The sequence below is a fragment of the Pedobacter gandavensis genome (assembly GCF_032677645.1).
Lineage (GTDB): Bacteria > Bacteroidota > Bacteroidia > Sphingobacteriales > Sphingobacteriaceae > Pedobacter > Pedobacter gandavensis_A.
In genome coordinates, this window is the sequence record NZ_JAVTSB010000001.1 from 217,759 (window position 1) to 240,485 (window position 22,727).

Annotated in this window: 13 protein-coding genes; 1 reads left to right on the top strand and 12 read right to left on the bottom strand. The window is 42.7% G+C overall.

The features are described from left to right. Positions 1 to 52: 52 nt before the first annotated feature. From R2Q66_RS00890 to R2Q66_RS00910, 5 genes are read right to left on the bottom strand one after another with little or no spacing between them, the layout of a single operon-like run. Positions 53 to 1,795 (bottom strand): RagB/SusD family nutrient uptake outer membrane protein, encoded by a 1,743-nt coding sequence (locus R2Q66_RS00890; RefSeq protein ID WP_316745954.1) that lies wholly within the window; start codon positions 1,793 to 1,795, stop codon positions 53 to 55. A gap of 19 nt (positions 1,796 to 1,814) precedes the next feature. Continuing rightward, the gene (locus R2Q66_RS00895) at positions 1,815 to 4,898 is read right to left on the bottom strand and encodes a TonB-dependent receptor (protein ID WP_316745955.1); all 3,084 of its coding nucleotides are present in this window, start codon (positions 4,896 to 4,898) and stop codon (positions 1,815 to 1,817) included. 37 nt (positions 4,899 to 4,935) lie between these two features. Continuing rightward, positions 4,936 to 6,597, bottom strand: a complete 1,662-nt coding sequence (locus R2Q66_RS00900; protein WP_316745957.1) for a RagB/SusD family nutrient uptake outer membrane protein — start codon at positions 6,595 to 6,597, stop codon at positions 4,936 to 4,938. Between the two features lie 4 nt (positions 6,598 to 6,601). Next, positions 6,602 to 8,029: a SusC/RagA family TonB-linked outer membrane protein gene (locus tag R2Q66_RS00905; RefSeq protein WP_316745959.1), complete on the bottom strand. Its 1,428-nt coding sequence runs from the start codon at positions 8,027 to 8,029 to the stop codon at positions 6,602 to 6,604. Beyond that, positions 7,971 to 9,638 (bottom strand): TonB-dependent receptor plug domain-containing protein, encoded by a 1,668-nt coding sequence (locus tag R2Q66_RS00910; protein ID WP_316745960.1) that lies wholly within the window; start codon positions 9,636 to 9,638, stop codon positions 7,971 to 7,973. The genes R2Q66_RS00905 and R2Q66_RS00910 overlap by 59 nt, the downstream gene beginning before the upstream one ends. Before the next feature lie 205 nt (positions 9,639 to 9,843). On the opposite strand from R2Q66_RS00910, the gene R2Q66_RS00915 reads away from it, so the two are divergent. Next, complete coding sequence (locus R2Q66_RS00915; RefSeq protein WP_316745961.1) at positions 9,844 to 14,022, top strand: two-component regulator propeller domain-containing protein; 4,179 nt, start codon at positions 9,844 to 9,846, stop codon at positions 14,020 to 14,022. Between the two features lies 1 nt (position 14,023). Here R2Q66_RS00915 and R2Q66_RS00920 read toward each other — a convergent pair whose 3' ends face one another. From R2Q66_RS00920 to R2Q66_RS00950, 7 genes are all read right to left on the bottom strand, one after another. Then, positions 14,024 to 14,164 (bottom strand): hypothetical protein, encoded by a 141-nt coding sequence (locus R2Q66_RS00920; protein ID WP_265840784.1) that lies wholly within the window; start codon positions 14,162 to 14,164, stop codon positions 14,024 to 14,026. Between the two features lie 94 nt (positions 14,165 to 14,258). Then, complete coding sequence (locus tag R2Q66_RS00925; RefSeq protein WP_316745965.1) at positions 14,259 to 14,786, bottom strand: ferritin; 528 nt, start codon at positions 14,784 to 14,786, stop codon at positions 14,259 to 14,261. Positions 14,787 to 14,888: 102 nt separating this feature from the next. Then, on the bottom strand, positions 14,889 to 15,254 hold the full coding sequence (locus R2Q66_RS00930; protein WP_316745967.1) for a hypothetical protein: 366 nt from the start codon (positions 15,252 to 15,254) through the stop codon (positions 14,889 to 14,891). Between the two features lie 447 nt (positions 15,255 to 15,701). Then, positions 15,702 to 17,312 carry a SusD/RagB family nutrient-binding outer membrane lipoprotein gene (locus R2Q66_RS00935; protein ID WP_316745968.1) on the bottom strand — a complete coding sequence of 537 codons (1,611 nt, stop codon included), beginning with the start codon at positions 17,310 to 17,312 and terminating at the stop codon, positions 15,702 to 15,704. 81 nt (positions 17,313 to 17,393) lie between these two features. Continuing rightward, positions 17,394 to 20,741 (bottom strand): SusC/RagA family TonB-linked outer membrane protein, encoded by a 3,348-nt coding sequence (locus R2Q66_RS00940; RefSeq protein WP_316745969.1) that lies wholly within the window; start codon positions 20,739 to 20,741, stop codon positions 17,394 to 17,396. Positions 20,742 to 20,875: 134 nt separating this feature from the next. Further along, positions 20,876 to 21,859, bottom strand: coding sequence for a FecR family protein (locus R2Q66_RS00945; protein ID WP_316745971.1), 984 nt, complete (start codon positions 21,857 to 21,859; stop codon positions 20,876 to 20,878). A gap of 150 nt (positions 21,860 to 22,009) precedes the next feature. Further along, positions 22,010 to 22,594, bottom strand: coding sequence for an RNA polymerase sigma factor (locus tag R2Q66_RS00950; protein ID WP_316745973.1), 585 nt, complete (start codon positions 22,592 to 22,594; stop codon positions 22,010 to 22,012). Between the last annotated feature and the right edge of the window lie 133 nt (positions 22,595 to 22,727).

Consider the following 22,727-nt stretch of genomic DNA (forward strand, 5'->3'; position numbering starts at 1 on the left):
AGGCCAAGCCCCTCTCTTTTTAAAATCAGCTACGAAAGCACAGTCGCGAAACTTACCAGCCCGGGTTCTGAACCAACTTCGGCGACTTCGCAATTTCCGACTCCGGAATTGGGAACAGGTAAAATGCAGCTCTGAAAAAGTGTGGCTTCAAATCAATCACTTCATAAGTCAGGTTAGTTCCTGTTTTAGTGATTTTCATGCCTTTCAGGATCACATTGTCCGTTACCTCTGCAATTTTCCATCTTCTCACATCCCAGATGCGGTGTTCTTCCAATGCCAGCTCCACACGACGCTCGTTCTGAATCACCAAACGCATATCTGCTTTGCTGCTATTCGCTTTAAGGCCGTAATTGCCATCTGCACCCGGTAAAATACCGGCGCGTTTTCTAAGCTGGATTAAAGTACTGTACACCTCAGGAACTGCGCCCTGGTATTCATTTAGTGCTTCTGCATAGTTCAGCAGGATTTCTCCATACCTGATTAAAGGATAGGCACGCTCTGTATTGCCAGAACCATCTTCTACCATCATTTTTCTCCAGTAATAACCAGGAATACTGATTGGTCCTGTGGCAATCGGTCCGTCCGGACTAGATCCTAAAAATGTATTTACCGCAACCATCGCATTGCTGGTTCCCAGGAAAAACTTCGAACCATTATAAATGACTGTGTTTCCAAAACGTGGATCGCGTTTCACATAAGGGTCATTTGGATTATATCCGGAAGCAGGATCGGTAATCGGCAAGCCGTTTTCCATTCCAAAAGCATCTACCAGATTTTGTGTTGGTGCGCTCGATTTTCCGGAACCTGTTCTGGAAGTAGGCAATAAATTGTTTTCATATTCACGGTTAGGGGCATTCATCCTGCCAAACAGGTATTCTCTGTTGTAACGCGTTAAAAACACGTTGTAAAAGCCATAGCCCATACGGGTCACATTGTCTTCTGTTAAGGAATAAGTACCGGAATTGATGATGTCTTTAGCGGCATCTGCGGCTTTCTTCCAACGTTCGGCATCCGCATTTGCGTAACCGGTGATACTTTTCAAAGCAGCATCCGTTGCAATTCCGCCACCATTAAACAGCGGACTGGCAGCATACAGCAGCATTCTTGACTTTAAGCCCATACAAGCGCCTTTCGTTACACGGCCATAATCTTGTTGCAGCTGCGTATCGAAATCCGGTAAATCTGCCGCAGCAGCCTCACATTCACTCACGATATAGGCTACACAATCACTATAACTGGAACGTGGCAAGTCAATATCATCCGAAATCCCGAAGGTTGCATCGCCAATCAAAGGCACACCACCATATACTTTAACCAGCTGAAAGTAATACCAGGCACGTAAAAACCGCGTTTCCGCTTTCAATTTGGTCTTTAAGCCCGCACTAAGCGGACTCTTATCCACATTAAACAGGAATACATTCGCCCTGCGGATATTCTCCCATGGCGTTTTCCAGTTGTTAAGTACCTGAGCTTGCTTGCTCACATTGGTACTGGAGGCAGAAAGTGCACCGCTGGCCATCAGAATCGCATCATTTTGCGGCCCTGTATAGCGCACCGGTACGGCTTCATCCGATACTACCGGATGGCCGCCACCTTCCCACCTGTTGGCATCAAAGTTAAATCCGACCTCGGTATAAAGTCTGGTTAAAAAGGAAATCGTGCGCACACTATCGGCAAAAGTGGTGGATTCATTCAGGTCATTGGCAATTTTTGCATCCAGGAAACCTCCCTTTTTGCAAGCCCCTGCAGATAGCAGCACCACTGCCAGCACCAGGTGTATAAATTTTATCTTCATCGTCTTGAGATTTTAATCGTTATAAGGAGAAAGTAATACCGAAATTATAGATGCGTTGATTTGGATAAGCACTGATCGCTCCGGCAGTACTGATGGAACCGGAAGTATTCGTTGATTCCGGATCTGCCTGATAAAACTTATCAACGTTAGTCCAGGTGATCAGGTTATAGCCATTAGCGTAAACCCTGATGCCTTTAAAACCAATAGGTTTTACCCATGATTTTGGCAGCTGGTAACCGATTTCCATTGATTTTAAACGCAGGTAATGCGCATCAACCAACCAGAAATCCGACCGCGACACATTAGCACGACTAATCGTATTGTTGGTACCCAATAAAGGGAACTTCGCATTATTACCCAGTTCCGGTGTCCATGACTGTAAGTGAATCGGCTGGAAATTAGACACTAATGGCTCTATCGCTTCTGAATCAAAGTTCATACTGTAATCGTAAGCGCCTTGCAACAACATACTGAAACTGATGTTTTTATAGCTAAATCCTAAGGTTAAACCCAATACTGTACTTGGTAAATTCGGACTACCAATGGCTTTCTGATCCAATGCATCAATGATTCCATCCCCATTCAGGTCTTTATACTTTAAATCACCTGGCTTAACCGGGGTAGTTGGCACCGCACTACTGCTGATGTCTGCCGCACTTTGGTAATAACCGTCATATACATAACCGAATCCTTGTCCGATGGGTTGTCCCGTTCTCGCTAACCATGGGTAACGCGGATTCGCCTCATCTCTGAATACAATCTTGTTTTTCGCATAAGAAAAGGTACCTCTGGCATAGTACTGCAAGTCTTTATAGTTGTTTTTGTAGTTGATCTCTCCATCCCATCCCCTGTTGTTTACCTTACCGATATTCATTGGAGGCAGGGCAACACCCATGGTTAGTGGTACACTGGCTCTTGGCGTTAAGATATCATACCTGTTGTTGTTAAAATAATCCACCGTAAAAGACAGCTTTCCTTCAAACATGGAAACGTCTAAACCGATGTCTGTTTTGTTCTCTTTTTCCCAGGTAATGTTGTCATTTCCTAAGGCCCCTTCTTTAATCCCCGAATAACTATTGTGTTGCTGTCCGAAGGAATAACTGCCGTCACTGGTATACGTTTGCTCATAAACGAACTTCGAATTACCTATATTATCAGACCCTACCAATCCATAAGAACCACGGATTTTGAACAGGTTGATAAAAGGAATGCTTTTTTTGAAGAAAGACTCTTCAGCAATGTTCCAACCCGCAGATAAAGCAGGGAACCAGCCATAGCGTTTCTTACCTACAAATTTATCCGTTCCATTATAGGCGGCATTGAACTCGAAAAGGTATTTCTGCTTGTAATCGTAACCGGTTCTCATAGTCATCCCCCTAAAATTGGCAGGAATATTGGAATCAGGTATGTCGTTGTCGTTCTGGATATAACTGTTTTGGTTATACAATCCCAAAGCATAAACCCGATGCTCGCCAAAAGTACGGTCGTAGTTTAAAGAGGCCTGCACATTGGTTGTTCTGGAAGCCGGACCACCGCCACCCGTTAGCACATAAGGCGGAATACGGTATACGGTAAGGTCTTTCGGGGTGTACACACCAGTTTCCTGGTTGTAGTAATACATCGGGAAATTGGTGTTCGATCGCTTTAAGTTCCTGGTGTTCGACTGGGCACTTGCATAAGAGATCAGCGCTTTTGCTGTCAATCCCGAAGTCAGCATATCCAGTTTCTGCGTACCGCCAAAAGTGATGTTTAAATCGTTATCATAAGCTCTGGTATAGCCTTGTGTAGTTAAACGCCCAACCACATTGACACCGGCCAGATTAGAACCTGTACCAAAACTGCCATCCGGATTATAAGGTGCATAAGCATATGGCGGCAAAAAATTGTAACTGTAAATTTCACCGATCAAGCCGTTCCCATTCGGACTATTAGTCACCGGATCATTGGTTTCGCCAAAACGACCGGTCATATCTAACCTGAAACTTAAGGTTTTCGTCGCCTGTACATCTAAGTTGGAACGGAAGTTATAGCGCTTATAGTAATGCTTGCTGTTTACTTCACTTGCCGAACTGAAATCTTTTAGCGCTCCGTTTTGCCACAGGTAGCCCATAGAAACGAAATATTTCACACTTTCTGTACCACCGGAAATGTCCAGGTTATTTCTGGAAATCAACGAGGAACGATCCATCAGCGTGTTGTACCAATTGATATCAGGATGGCCATAAGGATCGGTTCCGTCTTTAAAAAGCTGAATGTCTTTATCCGTAAAACGTAAGGGCTGATCAGAGTTCTTTAAAGCCTGATTGGTCAGTACTGCCGCATCATAAGCACCTAAAAACACCGGATCAAAAGTTTTTTGCTGTAAGCCAAGCTCCGTTTTAAAATTGATAACCGGTGGCCCCACTGTTCCTCTTCTGGTGGTGATCACCAATACGCCATTCGCTCCTTTTACCCCATAGATGGCTGTAGTAGCCGCGTCTTTCAGGATAGAAATACTTTCAATTTCATTGGGATCCAGTTGCGAAACATCCGAATAGCTATACTCGATATCATCCACAATGATCAAAGGACGCTGATTGGCCGTATAACTACTCATCCCACGAATGAAGAAATCTGCCCCGTCTTTTCCTGGTTGTCCGGATCTTTGCTGGGTAAAGAAACCCGGCAAACGACCTGCAAGTGTATTCTGCACACTGGCAGAAGGATTTTGTCTGATCTCCGAGCCGTTAATGGAACTTACCGCACCGGTATTGGTGATCTTCTTTTGTTTACCAAAACCAACCACAACCACTTCTTCTAATCCTTTAGCATCTACCGCAAGGGTTACCGTGACCTGCTCTTTATTGCCCACATTTACATCCTGACTCAGATAACCGAGACTCTTCACGATAATGATATGGCTTTTGCCTTTTAAAGTCAACTGAAAACGACCGTCAGACCCGGTTTGAGTGCCATTTCCGGCAACTCCTTTCTCTGTAATGGTTGCTCCCGGAAGCGGCCCGCCGCTATCCTTTACCAAACCTTTGATCACCTTGCCTTGTGCAAAAATGAGCCCTGGCAGGAAAAAAACCATTGCAAGTGTTATATATATAATTCTTTGCATAACCTGTTTTTGTATATTTTAAATGAACCGGAAGGACTTACCAACCTGGATTTTGTGTTAAGTTTACGTTCTTGGTGATCTCCGAATATGGAATCGGATAGCTGTACATCTTTGCTTTGTCGAAGCTGACCGTTGCCGCCTCAAAAGGAGCATAAGTGAATACGCCTGGTGTAGTTTGCAGGATCTTGATGCCATGCAATTTTCCGTTTAACACCTGTTCAGCGATTTTCCACCTTCTGATGTCCCAGAAACGTTGCTCTTCAAAAGCCATTTCTACCCTTCTTTCATTTCTGATCGCGGTTCTGAGTTGCTCTTTAGTAAGACCTGTCGGCAAGGCAAAAGGAACCAAACCTGCACGTTGTCTGATGTCTTCTACTGCTTTGCGGATTTCCGTAGAAGGACCGCTATACTCATTTTGCGCTTCCGCAAAGTTCAACAGGGTTTCCGCATAGCGGAAGATCACCGGATTGTGGGTCTGGTTGCTATACGTCGTTGCATTAGAAAAATCAGCCATAAACTTGCGGGCATAATAACCGGTACGCGTTTGGGTAACGATACCCCCCGGCTTATCCAGGCCACCCTCAAAAGTTTGCACGGCACGTTTTACCCAGATCATACCATTGTGGAAAATGGTATTGTAAAAACGTGGATCACGACCTACATAAGGATTGCTGGCGCTATAACCAGACCCTGAATCAGTAATTGCTTTTCCGTTTTTCATACCAAAAGCATCTACCAGCTCTTGTGTCGGACTAGTTAAGCCATTACTTGCTACCGCATCTGTATAACCAATCGGGGCATTATCTACCTCTACCGTGGTATTTACATTCTTTTGAAAAGCAAGGATCACCTCTTTATTCTTACGGTTCAGAAACAGGTTCTGAAAACTACTTTCCAAACCAAGCGTAGCCGTTAAATTCATCAGGTCTTTTGCGGCATTTGCTGCGGCAAGCCATTTTACAGGATCATTACCCGGATTGTACTGTGGGCTTGCCAAATACAATAGCAAACGTGATTTTAAAGCTAATGCTGCTGCTTTTGAAGCACGACCGATGTCTGAATCCTGGATTGGATTAGGGCGCAGCTGATCTTTAACCGCTTCCAGCTCCGATAAAATATACTGTGCCACCTCATCAACGCTATTTCTTTTTAAAGCCAGATCATCCTGTAAAGTCAGTACTCTATCGCCCAATAAAGGCACACCACCGTATCGTTTCAACAGTTCAAAGTAGAACATCGCTCTCAAAAAGCGGTTCTCCGCATACCAGTAGTTCTTTTCTACAAACATCGATTGCTTGAAAGGAACCCTGCCCACATTGGCCAGATAGGTATTTACCCTTCTGATACCGGCATAATTCCTTGCCCAGGCATCATCAATCGTATTAGAGCTGCTGATTCTTCCATTGGTAAAACCTTCGATATTACTTGCATTTTTCGAGGAAATGGCATCATCACTTGCTGCATCTAACATATCGTTAGCGGTGATACTTCCAAAAACAGTTCCTACGCGGTTAATCCCGGTTGGCAATTGCACATAAGTATCATTCAGGAAGTTTTTAGCATAATTCCCCAGAGAATCTGTAGGGTCAAAAATGACATCATCAGTCCAGAGTTCCAATGGTGTTTGCTCAATATTATTTTTCTTACACGCGGTTAAACACAGTAATCCGCCGAATAGGATGTATATAAATGGTTTCATAAGATTATAGTTTGATGTTAATACCGGCATTGACTACTCTTAGCGCAGGGTAACCTGTACCGTAAACTTCCGGATCGATTCCCTTATTATCAGAAATGGTGAACAGGTTCATTCCATTGGCAAAAACCCTGATCGAAGCCAGTTTAAGCCTTGCAGCCAATCTTTGTGGAATCGTATAACCGACCTCCATATTCTTCAACCTCATGTAATTTCCGGAACGCAACCAGAAAGAAGAACTCGCCTGATTGTTCGGATTAGTACCTATCCCTAAACGTGGATAAGTAGCTGTGGCGGCAGTCTCCGGAGTCCACCTTTCCAGATGATGCTCAAATGCCTGTCCTTTTCCATCGTTCTGGAATTCCCATTGCGTAGCACCCGATAAATAGATCATGCGGTTTGCTGCACCCTGTAGTAATGCACTAAAATCAAATCCTTTGAAATCAAACCCAAAAGACAATCCATAATAAACTATTGCTTTGTTGTTTTTTAAAGCCTTCTGATCAAACAGGTTGATGATGCCATCACCGTTCAGGTCTTTATATTTTAGATCTCCGGGAACAGGGTTATAACCTTCGGTTTTAGGACTGCTGGCAATGTCGGCCGCATTCTGGTAAAAACCATCTGCCTCATAACCAAAAGTCTGGTCGCTACGCTGTCCGGTACGTTTCATCCAGTCGTACTGGCGAAACACCTCATCCTGATATTTGATGATCTTATTGTTTGCCGTGAAATTTCCGGAAACAAAGTAATTGAAATTGTTCAGGTGATTGCGGTAGCTGGCCGTAAAATCCAGACCGCTGTAATTGGTGGTTCCAATATTCTCCGAAGGATAAGCGTTACCAATAATCGAGGTATTTTTCCCTCTCACCTGTAACAAATCGAAGTATTTATTGTGGTAATACTCGGTTGTTAAAGTCAGTTTATCATTAAATAAACCCAAGTCTAAACCCAGATTAAACTTGTCTGCTTTCTCCCAGGTAAGGTTCGCATTGGCAAGCGTCAGTTCAGATACAGAATACACAAAAGTACCCGAACCACCACCGAAATAATAACCTGCGCCATCAGCAAAATATTGGTTATACACAAAGTATCCCGGATCTGCATTCCCGGTACGACCGTATGAAGTACGAAGTTTCAGGGTGTTTAACCATTTCACATGGTCGGCAATAAAGCTTTCTTTGGCCATGTTCCATCCCAATCCTGCGACAGGGAAGAAGCCAAATCTTTTGTTGTCTGCATAGCGATTTAAACCACTATAGCTCATCACTACTTCTGCCAGATATTTCCCTTTATAGTCGTAATCCAGGGTGGTAGCCAAAGTCTGGTAGCTTAATGGCAGGTTGTTGCCTAAATAAATGCTCTGAATATTGGCATTAACCAATCCTTTCACATGGTGATCGCCAAAAGTTCTTATATTGATACTTGTTGGCACTTTTACCGGCTACAATGGTTCCGTCTGTACCAAAACGCTTATAATTAATACCTGTTAATCCGTTTTCCCCCTGATAGACGGCAAATGTTTTACCTCTGTCATTTACCTCAGATAAATTGGTATTGAAAGATACCAGACCTTTCAGCCACAATCCTTTGGTCACATCATCCAGCGTACGCTTAAAGGAAACATCCGCAGACATCTCTCTGCCATAACTTAAAGTATATCCAGACTGTGTGCTCTGTCCTAAAATATTGTTTGTAAAATCCTTATTTCCCCCTAAGGATCCATCAGGATTCCTTACCGGATAAGCACCATTAGGCGTAATCGCCAGTGAATTAAAAATCCTGTTCACCCCCAGATTCACCTGGCGCCCATTTATATTACCTATATTGAGTGTACCCGGAGAATTTCCATTTTCAATACGACCAAAGAGGTTTAAATTCACCATCAGATTCTTTGACAAATCCACATCGATATTGGTACGCACAATATATCTTTTGAAATCAGAATTGGTATTGTAGGTGTTCTTATCAGAAGTTTTTAGCAAGCCCTGCTGATCCAGATAATCAACTGCCAGGAAGTACCGGGCACTATTTCCACCACCAGAAGTATTCAGGTTATAGCGCGTAAATGGCGCATTGTCTCTTAAAATCTCTTTATACCAGTCTACATTAGGGTGTCCCATCGGATCAGATCCGGTTCTAAAAGCCTCCAGATCGGCTGAAGTATATACCGGTGCTTTGCCATCGTTCAATAAAGCTTCATTATACAAGCTCGCATAATTAAAGGCATCTAATGGTTTAGGTAGGTTAACCGGACTTTGTAAGCCGGTTTGTGCCGTAAAGGAAATTTTTTGCTTCCCGATCTCCCCCTTTTTAGTGGTAATCAGAATAGCACCGCCTGCACTGCGCAAGCCTAACATTCCTGAAGCCAATGCGTCTTTAAGTACCGTTACCGATTCTATTTCATCAAAATCAATAGAAGTCAGCTCTCTTGGAATACCATTCACGATGAGGATTGGATCTTGTCCCCTTAGCGCATATCCCGCAGCATCTAATCCGGGAAGTCCCGTAGATTGTAAGGTCGATAATCCAGAAAGTCTGCCCGAAAGCGCATTGTTTAAAGCAATTACCGGCGAACTTAACAGGTCTTTAGTATACACACTTTCGCTCGAAAGAATACTATTTTCCTTTTTCTGGGTGTCGTAAAGTCGTTGTACAAGCAGTTGTTGTTTTTCAGACTCTGCCAAGACCACATTCAATTTACTACCGCTTACCACCAATTCCTGGCTCAGGTATCCTTTTAAACTGAAAACAGCAACGTCTCCCGAATCAATCAAAAGAGAATAGTTACCCGATTTATCTGAAGATACCGTGATTCCGCTGGTCTTATCCTTTACTGATACGCCAAACAGTGGTTCGCCATAAATAGTAGTGATGGTTCCCTTGACCATGCCAGGGATTTCAGCAACGTTTTTCAGCTCCTTAGCACCCTTTTGGTTCTGGGCGGATAAAGAGAGCGGGAAAAACAAGAGTATCATCAATCCCTTAAAAAGAGACTTCCCATAGACTTGCATTCCCTGTACTTTTAAGTAAGGTTTCTTCATATTTGGTTTTTTGGTTGATGCGTTGCCTGAGGGACAACCACCTATTTGGTTTATCGTAAAGTTGTAGCCATTCCAAAAAACAAGAGGGTGAAAAATGATTGTTTATGGGGTGAAAATCCCGTTAACCCGTATATTACGGGCAATAAACCATTTATAGATAGGATCTTCACGATCAACCAGACCAAACCAGATTTATTATAGGGGTATGATAAAGCAAACGATTCTCAGCATTTCCTTGCTGCTGATGCAGTTATGTAGCAGCGGACAGACACTAAATTTCAACCACCTGAAGACGGAAGACGGGCTGTCTCAGAACTCCATATTCGCCATTACTCAGGATGGACGTGGCTTGATGTGGTTCGGATCCAGATTTGGACTCAACCGTTACGATGGCAATCAATTCCAATTGTATAAAAGCAAAGCGAACGATTCCAGTAGCCTGTCGGATGATTATGTTACCGCTTTACATAGCGACCGCAAGAAGGTGTTATGGGTAGGAACCGCCAACGGATTAAACCAGTTCAATCCTCAAAAAAACACCTTTGAAAGGATCTATCTGGATGGCAATAAGCACAACAAACAATACGCTCCGGTTAATGCGATCTATGAAGACCGCAAAGGAAACCTATGGGTGGCCGGCAGAACAGGGCTTTACCTGCTCACAAACCGGAATACCAACACCTTTACCCCAACCTATAAACTGGGCCTTAAAAGCGGCATTGCCAATTCAGAAGTGCTCAGTATTTTCGAAGATCATCAGGGCTATTTATGGATTGGAACCAATTCCGGACTCAGCAAACTGAGCTTTAACGGTCGCTTGCAAGAACTGGCCCGCTTTAGCCATAATCCTGCCAAAACAAGTAGCCTGAGCGACAATTCCGTTACCGCCATTACCGAAGACCTGCAAAAGAATTTATGGGTAGCCACAGAAAGCGCTGGAATAAATCTTTTCCAACCCGGTACCGGTACTTTCCTCCGGTATGGCCATGAAGAAGGGAATAAAAACTCCCTGATCCACAATTCTGTGCGCCGGATGACCCGCAACAAAGCCGGAAACCTCTGTATAGGTACACAGGAAGGTTTAAGTATCCTGGACCCTGCGAGCCGGAAATTCCAGTCGCAACAACATTTAAAGTCGGTCAGCCGCAGCCTGAATCAAAATTCCATTTACAGCATTTATGAAGATCCCAATGGCTCCCTATGGATTGGCACTTACTATGGCGGGGTAAACGTGAGCTATGCGCATGATACCAATTTTAAAACCATGCAGTACAATGAAAAACTGGCCGGAATCAGTCACAATGTAGTGAGCTCTATTATTGCCGACAATAACGATAACTTATGGATCGGAACAGAAGGTGGGGGCTTAAACCATTTAAACCGTCAGACGCAACAGTTTACTACTTATAAGCTAAAGGCTTCCGAACCCGAAAGTCTGGGCTCAGACCTGGTAAAAGTGATTTACAAGGATAAAGGAGGTGATATCTGGGTAGGTACACATGGTGGTGGATTAAACCTTTTTGATCCACAAACCCGTACTTTCAAGCGCTTCTTCATCAATGGCGACAATACCAAAGTGACGCGCTCTGAGCTGGTGGCCCTGATGGAAGACCATAATAGCGCATTCTGGACTGGTAGTCAGACCGGCATCCGCATCTTTACCAAAAAAGCCGGCTTGTTAACACCCTACTCCGAAATCCCTGTTTTGCGCAGTATCCGGAACTATAACATCAAAGTGCTGTTCGAAGATTCCCGGAAAAATATATGGATTGCCAGTACCAAAGGTTTATTTCTGCTCTCCGCAGACCGGAAGCAACTGCAATCTTTCAAACTGCCCAAAGGAAGTAATAGCGTCAACAACAACGCAAATTATATCAATTGTATTCAGGAAGATGCAAAAGGAAACATTTGGGTGGGACTTTATTACGGTGGTCTCAGCAAATATGAGCCTGGCAAAAAGAGATTTGTGAAGAACTACACCACCGCAGATGGTCTGCCGAACGACAATGTGGTCGGTATCCTCGAAGACAATCAACACCTGCTGTGGGTAAGTACCTCTAATGGTTTAGCCCGGTTTAACCCGATATCCTCCGTGTTTCTGACCTATACCACCAGCGATGGCCTGGCCGGCGACGAGTTCAATTACAACTCCTTTTTTAAAGCTAAAAACGGAGACCTTTACTTTGGTGGCTATAATGGCCTCAGCTATTTTTCGCCAAAAGACATAGAAAAAAACAGCTACCATGCCCCATTGGTATTTACAGGCCTAAAACTTTTCAATGAGCCCGTACAAATCAATGCGGAAAACGGATTGCTACAACAAGACATCAGCTTTACTCATCACCTGACTTTCCCTTACCAGCAAAATATATTTACCATTGAATTTGCCTTGCTGAACTATATTAAGTCCAACAAAAACAAGTATGCTTACCGCCTGGAAGGTGTTAACGGGAATTGGGTGGAAACAGCCGTCCCCGCAGCAACCTATACCAATCTGGCCTCCGGAAATTACACCTTATGGGTAAAAGGGGCAAATAATGATGGAATCTGGAGCCAGCCGGTTGCCATGAAAATCAAAATCCTGCCTCCTTTCTGGAAAAGCTGGTGGGCCTACCTGATCTATCTGGCCATTATTGGCATGATGCTCTTCTTCATCACCCGCTTTTTTTTCCTCCGTGGTTTATTACTCAAAGACGAAGAACTCCACCAGATCAAGCTGAATTTCTTCACCAATATCTCCCATGAAATCCGGACTCATCTCACGCTGATCATGGCCCCTATAGAAAACCTCCTGGCCGGACAAGATGGCGATAGCCCCCTGAAACAGCAGTTACACAAGGTAAAGAACAATGCAGACCGATTGTTGAAACTGGTCAATGAGCTGATGGATTTCCGCAAAGCGGAAACAAAGAATCTAAAGCTGAAAGTCGCAGAACATGATTTCATCCCTTTTATACAGGAGATTTACAGCAGCTTTACCGAATTGTCTGCCAAAAAGAACATCGACTTCTCTTTGAAATATGAGGAGTCCGCCCCTTTGAATCAGTCGCCCCTGTTACTCTATTTTGATAAAGAACAGTTAGAAAAGGTGTTTTTTAACCTGCTTTCCAATGCCTTTAAATTTACGCCGGAAGCTGGCCGGATTACCATCGAGATCAAAACCAGTGCAAAAGCCTTAAAAGTAAAGATCTGCGATACCGGTAGAGGAATTGCCCCGGAATATCTGGAACAACTGTTCGAGAATTACTTCCAGGTAGAAGAACACCATATTCAGAATACCGGCTATGGCATCGGTCTCGCACTCTCCAAGCATATTGTAGAACTGCATCAAGGGAATATCGAAGTCAGTAGCGAGCAGGGAGCAGTAAACAAACCGGGCTTCACCTGCTTTGAACTGTCCTTGTTATTGGGCAAGGCACATTTTCCCGGACTGCAACAGGGGCAGCAGTCCGTATCAGCACAGCCGGAACTGCGCTTGCTACAAACGGGACAACAATTAGTACAACCGCAGCCTGTACAGGAATCCGCAGCGTCTTTAGCAACTGCAAAACCGGAAACAGCTGATATGGCTACTCCTGAGCAGGAAAAGAAGGCAACCATCCTTGTGGTAGAAGACCATGCCGAACTCCGCAACCTCATTAAAGAAGCATTGCAGGACAGTTATCAGGTGATTTTAGCAGAAAATGGCAGGATAGGATGGGAAAAAGCGACTGAAGAAATCCCTGACTTAATCATTAGCGATGTTATGATGCCCGAAATGGACGGTTTTACGCTATGTAGTCAATTGAAAACTGACGAACGGACCAATCATATCCCTGTGTTCCTGCTTACCGCCAAAAGCAGCCAGAGCGACCAGATCAGCGGACTCAGTCTGGGGGCAGATCTTTACCTGAGCAAACCATTCAGCACTAAAATCCTGCAACTACAGGTGCGCAACTTTTTGGCCGCAAGGGAGCAGATGCGCAAAAAATATAGTAAAGAATTAGTGTTGGAGTATATTCCACTGATGGCTGATCCTAAAGATGAGTTGTTTTTATCCCGCTTAACAGGGATCATAGAGGAACATATGGAGCAGGAAGATTTCGGGGTAGAGCTCATGGCCGAAAAGATAGGCATGAGCCAATCTGTGCTGTACAAAAAGCTGAAAGCACTGACAGACTTATCCGTAAATGATTTTGCAAAGACGATCCGCCTAAAAAAGGCGGCGCAGCTGCTGTTACAAAACAGGTATACGGTATACGAGGTGGGTTATATGGTCGGATTTTCCGACCGTAAGTATTTCAGCAGGGAGTTTAAAAAGCAATTTTCTAAGACTCCTTCTGAATATATCGGCTCAAAAAGCGGGGCTGCCGATGAAGGGGCATCCCCTGCCGAAAACAAATAATCTAGCCATTAGGACAGTTTTTGCAGCGGTTCCCTTTCAGGTATTTCTCGCAGCATTCCTTTTTCTTCTTGTCTTTTTTATCGTGTTTGTCGTGCTTGTCTTTCTTATCGCCCTTTTTCTTGTTTTTTCCCTTCTTTGACATCCCCTGGATTTTATATGACAACAAAAAAGCACATGCGATGTTTTAACATCCGCATGTGCTTTATAAATTTATTTCGAAGCTAATCAGCTACGGATTATCCTTCTGTGTAAACGATCTGACCAACGTTTTTGTCGATCTGCCATCTTCCTGTACCTTCTTCGCCAATAACGTCGAACAATTCTACCGCACGTCTTGCTTTAAATTCTTCTTCACGTTGTTCTTTGAAGAACCAGTTTAAGAACTCTAAAGTCACATAATCATGTTCTTTATGGCAACGTGCAGCAATGTTTTTAATCGATTGCGTTACGCTGATTTCCTGCTCTAATGCTTCTTCAAACACTTCACGGAAAGAGTTATATTCTAACTTGATATTGGTAACTTCAGGTGAAACTGCCATTCCACCCATATCAAGAACGTATTTGTAAAATTTTAGCTGGTGCATTCTTTCTTCTTCAGCTTGCTTAAAGAAATAATCAGCTGAATTGTCGTATCCATTGCGGGCACACCATGATGCCATAGAAAGATAGATTGAAGAGGAAAGGGCTTCTTTTTTAATCTGTTGGTTTAAAAGTGTCTCTACATCTGTGGAGATTGAACTTTTTACGCGCATGATATCTTTCATAATATTGTAGATTTAATTCCTATTGTTGATAACAAATTTAAGGCTAAAAATGTACAATACTGCATTTAAAGGCAATATGGAAAGATTCTAATTCTAATTAGATCAGGCTGCTAGCCTAAATAGACGGTCCTGGATGATGTGGTTAAGTTCCAGCATCACAAAAGCTCCCTGCAACAATTCCTTTAAAGCGATGATCTCGATTAAAGACAATACATAGCAGTGGTCGCAGGCACAGATAAAGATAATTTCTACATCTGCCGACTTATCACTCGTTAACAAGATGTTTTCAATGTCAATCGCGTAAACGGCCTTCTGTAATTTTAAAAGATTGCGGTAATCAAAACGGGCAAGTTTTCCGGCAAAATCTACATACCAGCAGTATTCACTGTCTGATTGATAAATGGAACCTTTAGTGGTACTAAATACTTCTTCAAAATGGATTGGAGATGCTATAGCTATCTTTTGCATGTAGTGAACCTTGTTGATAATACAAAGGTTGTTATTATTTAGATTTAATCCAAATGAATAGTTAAAAAAAAATATATGTCCTTAATCAGCCCATTAAAAAAGTTTATGCAATTGTCATAAAGATAAGCGTTTTTGTCAAAAACCTCATTTCTAAGCATTAAAGCCACATTACAAGCTTTAGCACAACTTTTTAGGCTATGTACCTCGTCTTCAAATTGTAATCTTAATTCAATAATTTAAATTCAGGTTTCCTAAGACCAGAATTATTTCTACATTTGTCCTTGAGAGCGTTAATTTAAACGGGGGTAAGTCGGAGGACTTGCTCCCGTTTTCCTTTTTTAAAGGCTTTTCTAACCAGCAGGCCTAATCCCGCCATAGCTGCAAACAAAAAAATCCCCGCCGAAGCAGGGATTTCCTATAAATACCAGAGAACACAATCTTTTTAGCTTAAAGCTTATCCCACCATACTCGGGAAGTCAGTAAATCACCACCAGGAATACCAGCAATTGCCGCATTATAATTGGTCGCATTAGAAGCCGCTTCCGCTACAGGATAAGGAAAACGTCTTGGAATAGTCCCGTTTGTCGCATTACCAGGGTAAACTACCGGCGTCAATACCGGGAATCCTGTTCTTCTCCAGTTTGCCCATGACTCATAAAAATCAAGCTTGGTATTGTTTAAAGCCCAATATTGTGTATTGATCATTTCCAAACCATTTGCTGCATTATAAGGATGTGCATCTGCATAAGCATTGGCAACAGTTTCAGTAATGACCGCAGCCGGATCATACTGTTGCAGGTAAGTAATACTTGCCACTACCCCTTTGCGGTAATGATCTGCAGCGCTTCCGCCCACACCAAAACGTTGCGCAGCATCTGCCAGCAACAATTCTGATTCTCCGTAAGTCAACACGAACGTAGGTCCGTTTTTCTTAATCAATGCCGGACTTGGAGAAGAATAATTGACATATCCTGAGAAAGAAGGATCAAGTGTAATAGACAGGCCGGGAATCACACTCTGGTCCTTTCCGTTAGGCATACCTTTTTGCACCGCAGGATTTGTATTTGCATCTGGGTTCTGAGCTTTCGAGTCCTTATTTACAAACAGATTCGTTACCGCAATCACACCTAAACGAGGGTCATTGTTCGTTTTAAGGAAATCAATAAAGGTTTTCGACCATTTGATATAAAACTGCTCTTCTCCACCATCTCCTGCCAACACCTGACTATTTCTGTTCATCGTTGTTCTACCACCACTTAAATCTCCCATAATAAAAGCATTGTCTTCATTGCTGGTCATCGTTTTACCCAAAACCTGTTGTACATAAACCTGTGCCGCAGCTGGATCAACTTTACTTAAACGCATTCCCATTCTCAGGATTAAAGAGTTTCCAAAACGTTTCCATTTTTCAGGATTACCGTTGTAAAACACATCAGCAGAAGGCTTATCTCCGTTTGCATCTAATGCTGCAACCGCTTCCGTCACCTCTTTGATCATATCCACATACATGTCCTTTTGCTTGTCGTATTTTGGCGTATAGTTCTTCTCCAGGAAGCCAAGACCTGCTTCAGAATAAGGAACATCCCCATAAAGATCCGTTAGGCGTTGAAAAATCAATGCCCTCATGATTCTTGAAATCTGGTGTAAATTTTTGTATTCCGGCTTGCCTTTAGTATTGGCTACTAAATCCACAATTAAACGCACCTGCTCCGGATAAGCACCATCACCACTGGTAATGGTATTGGCCGAGAAACCCCAGTAAGCAGCGGTATAGCCCGGATTTAAGTTGTATTTATCTCCTGCCCAGTAGCTGATCACAGAAGAAAGTCCCTGCATCATCGTAGAACAATAAATCAGGTTGGCTCTCCAGGTATCATAACCCAGATCCACACTGCCCGAATAACCAAGCTGTGCGCTGGTCAGGACAAAATTAGGGTTAAAGGTTTTTGGATTATAAGTAGAAGGATCAGTATTGATCTCATTGTATTCTTTTCTGCAACCAGAGGCAACTACCAGGCAGATCGCTGCCATTGCGCTGTATTTAACTATCTTTTTCATCAGAATCTTTTTTATATCGTTCATGAAACCTACCCGGTTGAGGCAGGCCCCATATAGAATTTTGTTATTTGTAAGCTAATTTTAGAATTTCACACTCAGGTTTAAACCATAAGTTCTGCTGGCTGGTACCCCACCCAATTCTAATCCTTTCGCATTATTGGTATAATCTGATTCAGGATCTATGTTATCCGTTTTCTTGCTGATGTAAAATAAGTTACGGCCAACAAAACTCAACGTTGCTCCTTTGATCACATTATTGAACATTTTACCTGGGAAAGTATAGCCCATCATCACCTGACGGAATTTGATAAAGTCCGCTTTCTGAACAAAAATGCCAGATACGTTATCTGCCAGCGTAGCATAGTAGTTATCTACCGACTCACCCAATGCCTCACGATTAGGCAAAGTTCCTTTGTGTAATCCTAAAGTATAAGCGTAAGAATCTGTTGCAGAATAGATTTTTCCTCCAAACTTACCATCGATCATGAAAGAGAAGTTAAAGCCTTTGTAGTTGAACTCATTGTTCCATCCACCTACATATTTAGCATAAGCAGAACCGTAAGCTTTCAGTTCACCTCTTGCAGGAACACCATCAGCACCGATTACAATATTTCCTGCTCCATCATATTTATAATCAAATGCCATGATCTGACCGAATGGTTTGCCAACAATTTGTTGTGTAAAGGCAGCACCTGTACGGGAAGTTGCACCAGGCAACGTAGTTTGTCCCGGAGCCAATGCCACCACCGTATTGTCATTGATCGATCCGTTGATCGAGGTAGTCCAGCGGAAATTCTTTGTTTGTACCGGAATACCCGTGATTAAAGCCTCAATACCTCTGTTTCTCAACTCTCCGATATTCAGGATTGCACCACCATAACCAGAGGCCAGTGAAGCAGGAGCCTGTACAATCTCATCTTTCGATGTTTTGGTGTACCAGGTAAAATCGACATTCAGACGGTTGTTAAACATTCTCACATCTGTACCAATCTCAAACTCAGAAGCAATAGAAGCAACCAGGTTTTCATTTGGAACATACATGTTAGAAATCAATCCCAATGGACGTCCGTTAAGGGTTGCATTGTTAAAGCTGTAAGCCAGCTGTGTCTGGTATGGATCTGTTGCTTGTCCAACCTGTGCAAAACCTACACGAAGTTTACCGAAGCTCAACCAGTCGTTTTTAACAAATTCCGAGAACACAAATGATCCGTTTACGGAAGGATACAGGGCATTTAGCGGGTTGCTTTTGCCTGGTGTAGCTAAAGTAGAGAACCAGTCATTACGGATCGATCCACTTAAATAAAGGAAGTTTTTATAGCTTAAATCTAAAGTACCATAGATGGAAGCCACTTCGGATTCACTAGGTCTGTAGGTTGGAGCCAGTTGTATTTTTGCATTGTTGATCACATATTGAAAAGGAATGATAAAATCATTACCATTCAATATAAACTGCTCAGATTTTGATCTTCTGTAACTTCCACCAATATTCGGCGTAATCGTGAAATCATTCACCTGGAAAGTTTTACCGGTTAACATGTCAATATTGATATCGGAAAACTTAGTTGTTGATTCTAAAATAGAGCCATTCGGGCGATAAGATGTTCCGGTAGGCACTACTGAAGTATAACGGTCTGTATAAGCATCACGACCAGCACGTCCCTGTAGGAAAGCGCCATTATCGAAGTTGTAACGAAGACTTACCGAAGATAATAAACGTTCTCTGCTGGTATTGTTGATGAATTTTGTAGCGGCAAAGTAAGGGTTTGTTGCAAATGCATTGGCTGCATAACCTAACTCTGAACCATTGGCTTTAACAGCAGGCTTTAAGGTCAATACATCTAAACTGCTTGGCAATAAAGTAACGTTGTAACTGGCATTACCAGCACCATCACTTAAGAAAGGACGGTTTTTAGCTTGTTCCAGGATATAATTCGCTCTGGCGTCTACCGTCAGGTTTTTATTGATGTTGTAATTTCCATTCAGGTTAAAAGATTGTCTGTTTAATCCTGATCCCGGAGTAATGGCTTTATTAGTCAGGTCACTTCCCGAAAAGCGGATAGATCCACCTTCAAAGCTTTTATTAAAAGCCAGCGTGTTTGTTGCTGTTCTTCCGGTTCTGTAGAAGTTCTCCAGATTATTTTTTTGTGCCACATAAGGACGTGATACACCATCAAACTGAGGCACACTGCTACCGTCTAATTTACCTCCCCAACTGGATTGTCCATATTGAAAAGCATCTGCTCCGGTAGCTGGTTTAACACCATTGCCACCATTTCCATAAACATATTGCCAATCGGTCTGGTCATTTACCGTTTCTAATACATAGTTGGAATTAAATTCTATCGAGTTTCCTTTACCGCTTTTAGTCGTAATCAGGATCACACCCGCTTTACCTCTGGAGCCGTATAAGGCTGAAGCCGCTGCACCTTTCAGTACAGAAATCGTTTCAATATCATCAGGATTGATGTTACCAATCGCATCCCCAAGATCAGGAACGTTATCATATTGATTTCCTGCGGCACTGTTTGGTTTATTTTCCATTGGAATACCATTCACCACATATAAAGGTTGATTGGTTTGAGAAATACTTGATACCCCACGGATCAATACATTGGAAGAAGCACCAACACCACCCGCAATAGAGTTTACGTTTAGTCCGGCAACTTTACCCACCAAAGAGTTGATCACGTTATTTTCTCTGGCCTGCGTCAGCTCATCGCCTTTTACCTCCGTAACCGCATAACCTAAAGCTCTTTTTTCTTTCTTAATACCCAGTGCAGTGACCACCACTTCACTCAGTGCTTTAGAATCTTCATCCAGAAGAATGTTTAATGCCGCCGGACTGGTAATCGTCACTTGTTTAGTGATGTAACCTAAGTAACTAACTACCAATACATCACCTATATTTGCATCGATCACAAACTGACCATTAGGATTGGTGCTTGCGCCGGTTTTTGTTCCTTTCAATAAAATACTCACGCCGATTAAAGGCTGGCCGGTTGCATCTCTTACCACCCCACTGATCTTAAGACGGTTGCTGTTTGCTGCCGTAGACATGCTCAGATTTGGCATGCTTGCGATATTCTCTGCTACGCCAACATAGTTTCCAACCATGCGAAACTCCAGCTGGGTTTTATCTTTTAGCGTCGCTAAAACATCAGCCAGTTGTTCGTTCTTAAAATTAAGGGTAAGGTTTGGAAGGCTTCCAAGGACTTCTTCGTCGTATACGAAGGTCACATTTGCCTGTTGTTCAATCTTTTTAAAGATTTGTTTAACACTGGCTTTAACCACTTTAAAGCTCATTTCCTGTGCTTTTGTAGGGCTAGCCATCAATAGTGTGGAAAAACACACCTGTATGCCAATAATAATTGTAGAAATGCGCATGCATTTTCGGAGTATAGGCAATACTTTGCCGTAAAAATTTATCATATTTGTTTTGGTTTAATTTTTTAGACTACAGCCTACTGTCTATGGGTCTCAAGCATGTACACAGTGGCTACCTTATTCCGGGGACATTCTTATGTTCCCGGTTTTTCCTTTCTTAGCTACTAAGCAGGAATCGCTTACTTTATGGTTATCCGATCATTGGCGATATGATATTTGAAATGTTTTGTGAATCCCAGCATAAACATGATCTCTGATAAATGCTGATCTCCTAAAGTGATAGAAATCCGCTCCTCCAGCAGCGATGGGTCTTCTGCAATTATTTTGGTTTTATACTTTTTCTCTAAGACGCTGAATACATTGGCCAACGTTTCCTGTTCAAAAACAAGCTTACTGTTACACCAGGCATTGACAGCGATTTCAGGTGCTTTTGCTTTAATCAGGTGGTTTTTCAGGTCAGTCAGTACCACCTGTTGTTTAGGAAGTAGCATTACTGCCGGTTTTTCTTCCGGACCTTTCAAGGTGATCCCCACTTTTCCAGTCACCACACTTACTTTGGTGCTGCCTTCCTTTTTATACGCACGCACATCAAATGAAGTACCGAATACGACTACATTGAGGCTACTGGTTTTTACAATAAAGGGGTGGTTGTTTTCGTGTTTTACTTCGAAGAACGCGCGACCGTCGATCAGTTCTACGGTGCGGTTGGTTTTACTGAATTTTTTCGGGTATTTGAATACTGATCCTGCATTGAGCCACACTTTAGAGCCATCCGGTAAAACAAGCTCCATGATTTTATTGCCCGGTACATTGACCATTTTAGGGTTCGCGCGGTCAAACTGCTCCGTACCAAACTGCCAGCCAAAGAAGACCAGCGCCAGTACCGCAGCGGCAGAAGTTATTCTGAACAGCAACTTACGGATAGCAAAACCTTTTTTAACAGGAGCTTCTATGGGCTCCACCTGTAGAAAACCCTTACTTTTCAGGTTCTCAAAAAGTCTTTGTTTCACTTCTTCTTCGCTCTCCGGTGTTTTAGTATGGACAACTTCCAACCAGCCATGATCAGCAGCATCATACCACTGATCCAGTAGCGCCTTTTCTTCAGCACTAGCCTCGCCAGCAAGATATTTTTGTGCCAATATTTTCAGTTCGTTTCTATTCATCTGAATTTAATAACCCTCATTTCTCTTATAGAGTCTGCTGGAAACAAAAGACCCTTAGTCTAAAAAAAATATATTTTAAGAAAGGATTTGCTTTGTTCTGATTACAGGGAAAGGAAGGTATTTAAGGGAGCTTAGGCTGTTATCCGGTAATTAGCGGAACATGATCATCGTGTACAACACAACAAGGAAATGAAGGACATCGCCAACATTAGACCTGATGATACGAAGGGCTTTGGTTAAATGTGCCTCTGCGGTTTTTTGAGACATGTTGAGTTGAGCAGCAACCTCGGCAAGAGATTGATCCTGCAATTTATTGTATTGAAATACCAGGCGGCATTTTTCGGGTAGCTTATTAGACAGTTGGGTAATGATCTCTAAAAGTATTTTGTGGTCGATATCAATTTCTGAGGTGGCATTGGCAGTTAACAGGCCAACAATATTTTCCTGTTGTTTGGAGCGTTTCTCTTTAGAGAGGTAACGGAACACTGCGTAACGGGTCATCGCAGCAAGATAAGAGGGAATACAATCCATATTCAAACCTGCTCTTTTTTTCCAGATCATCAGGAAAACATCCTGAACAATTCCTTCTGCCGCTTCCTGATCTTTTAAAAGCTTATGCGCAATATAGTAGAGTTTGTCCCAGTACCGATTGTAAATTTCTGTAAAAGCCAGCTCATCGCCTTGCCTAAGGCGCAGCATAAGTCCATCGTCCGAAGTTGAATGGTTAGCGTTCACAGTCTTGTTAGAAATTTGGTTAGTTGTTGAAAAACGAATCTAGCATAAAAATCACAAAAAGTGTAGTTAAGGAATAAATATTTTGTGTTATGTATAATAAATTACAAAGTATGTGCAACAAATTTTAGACGGG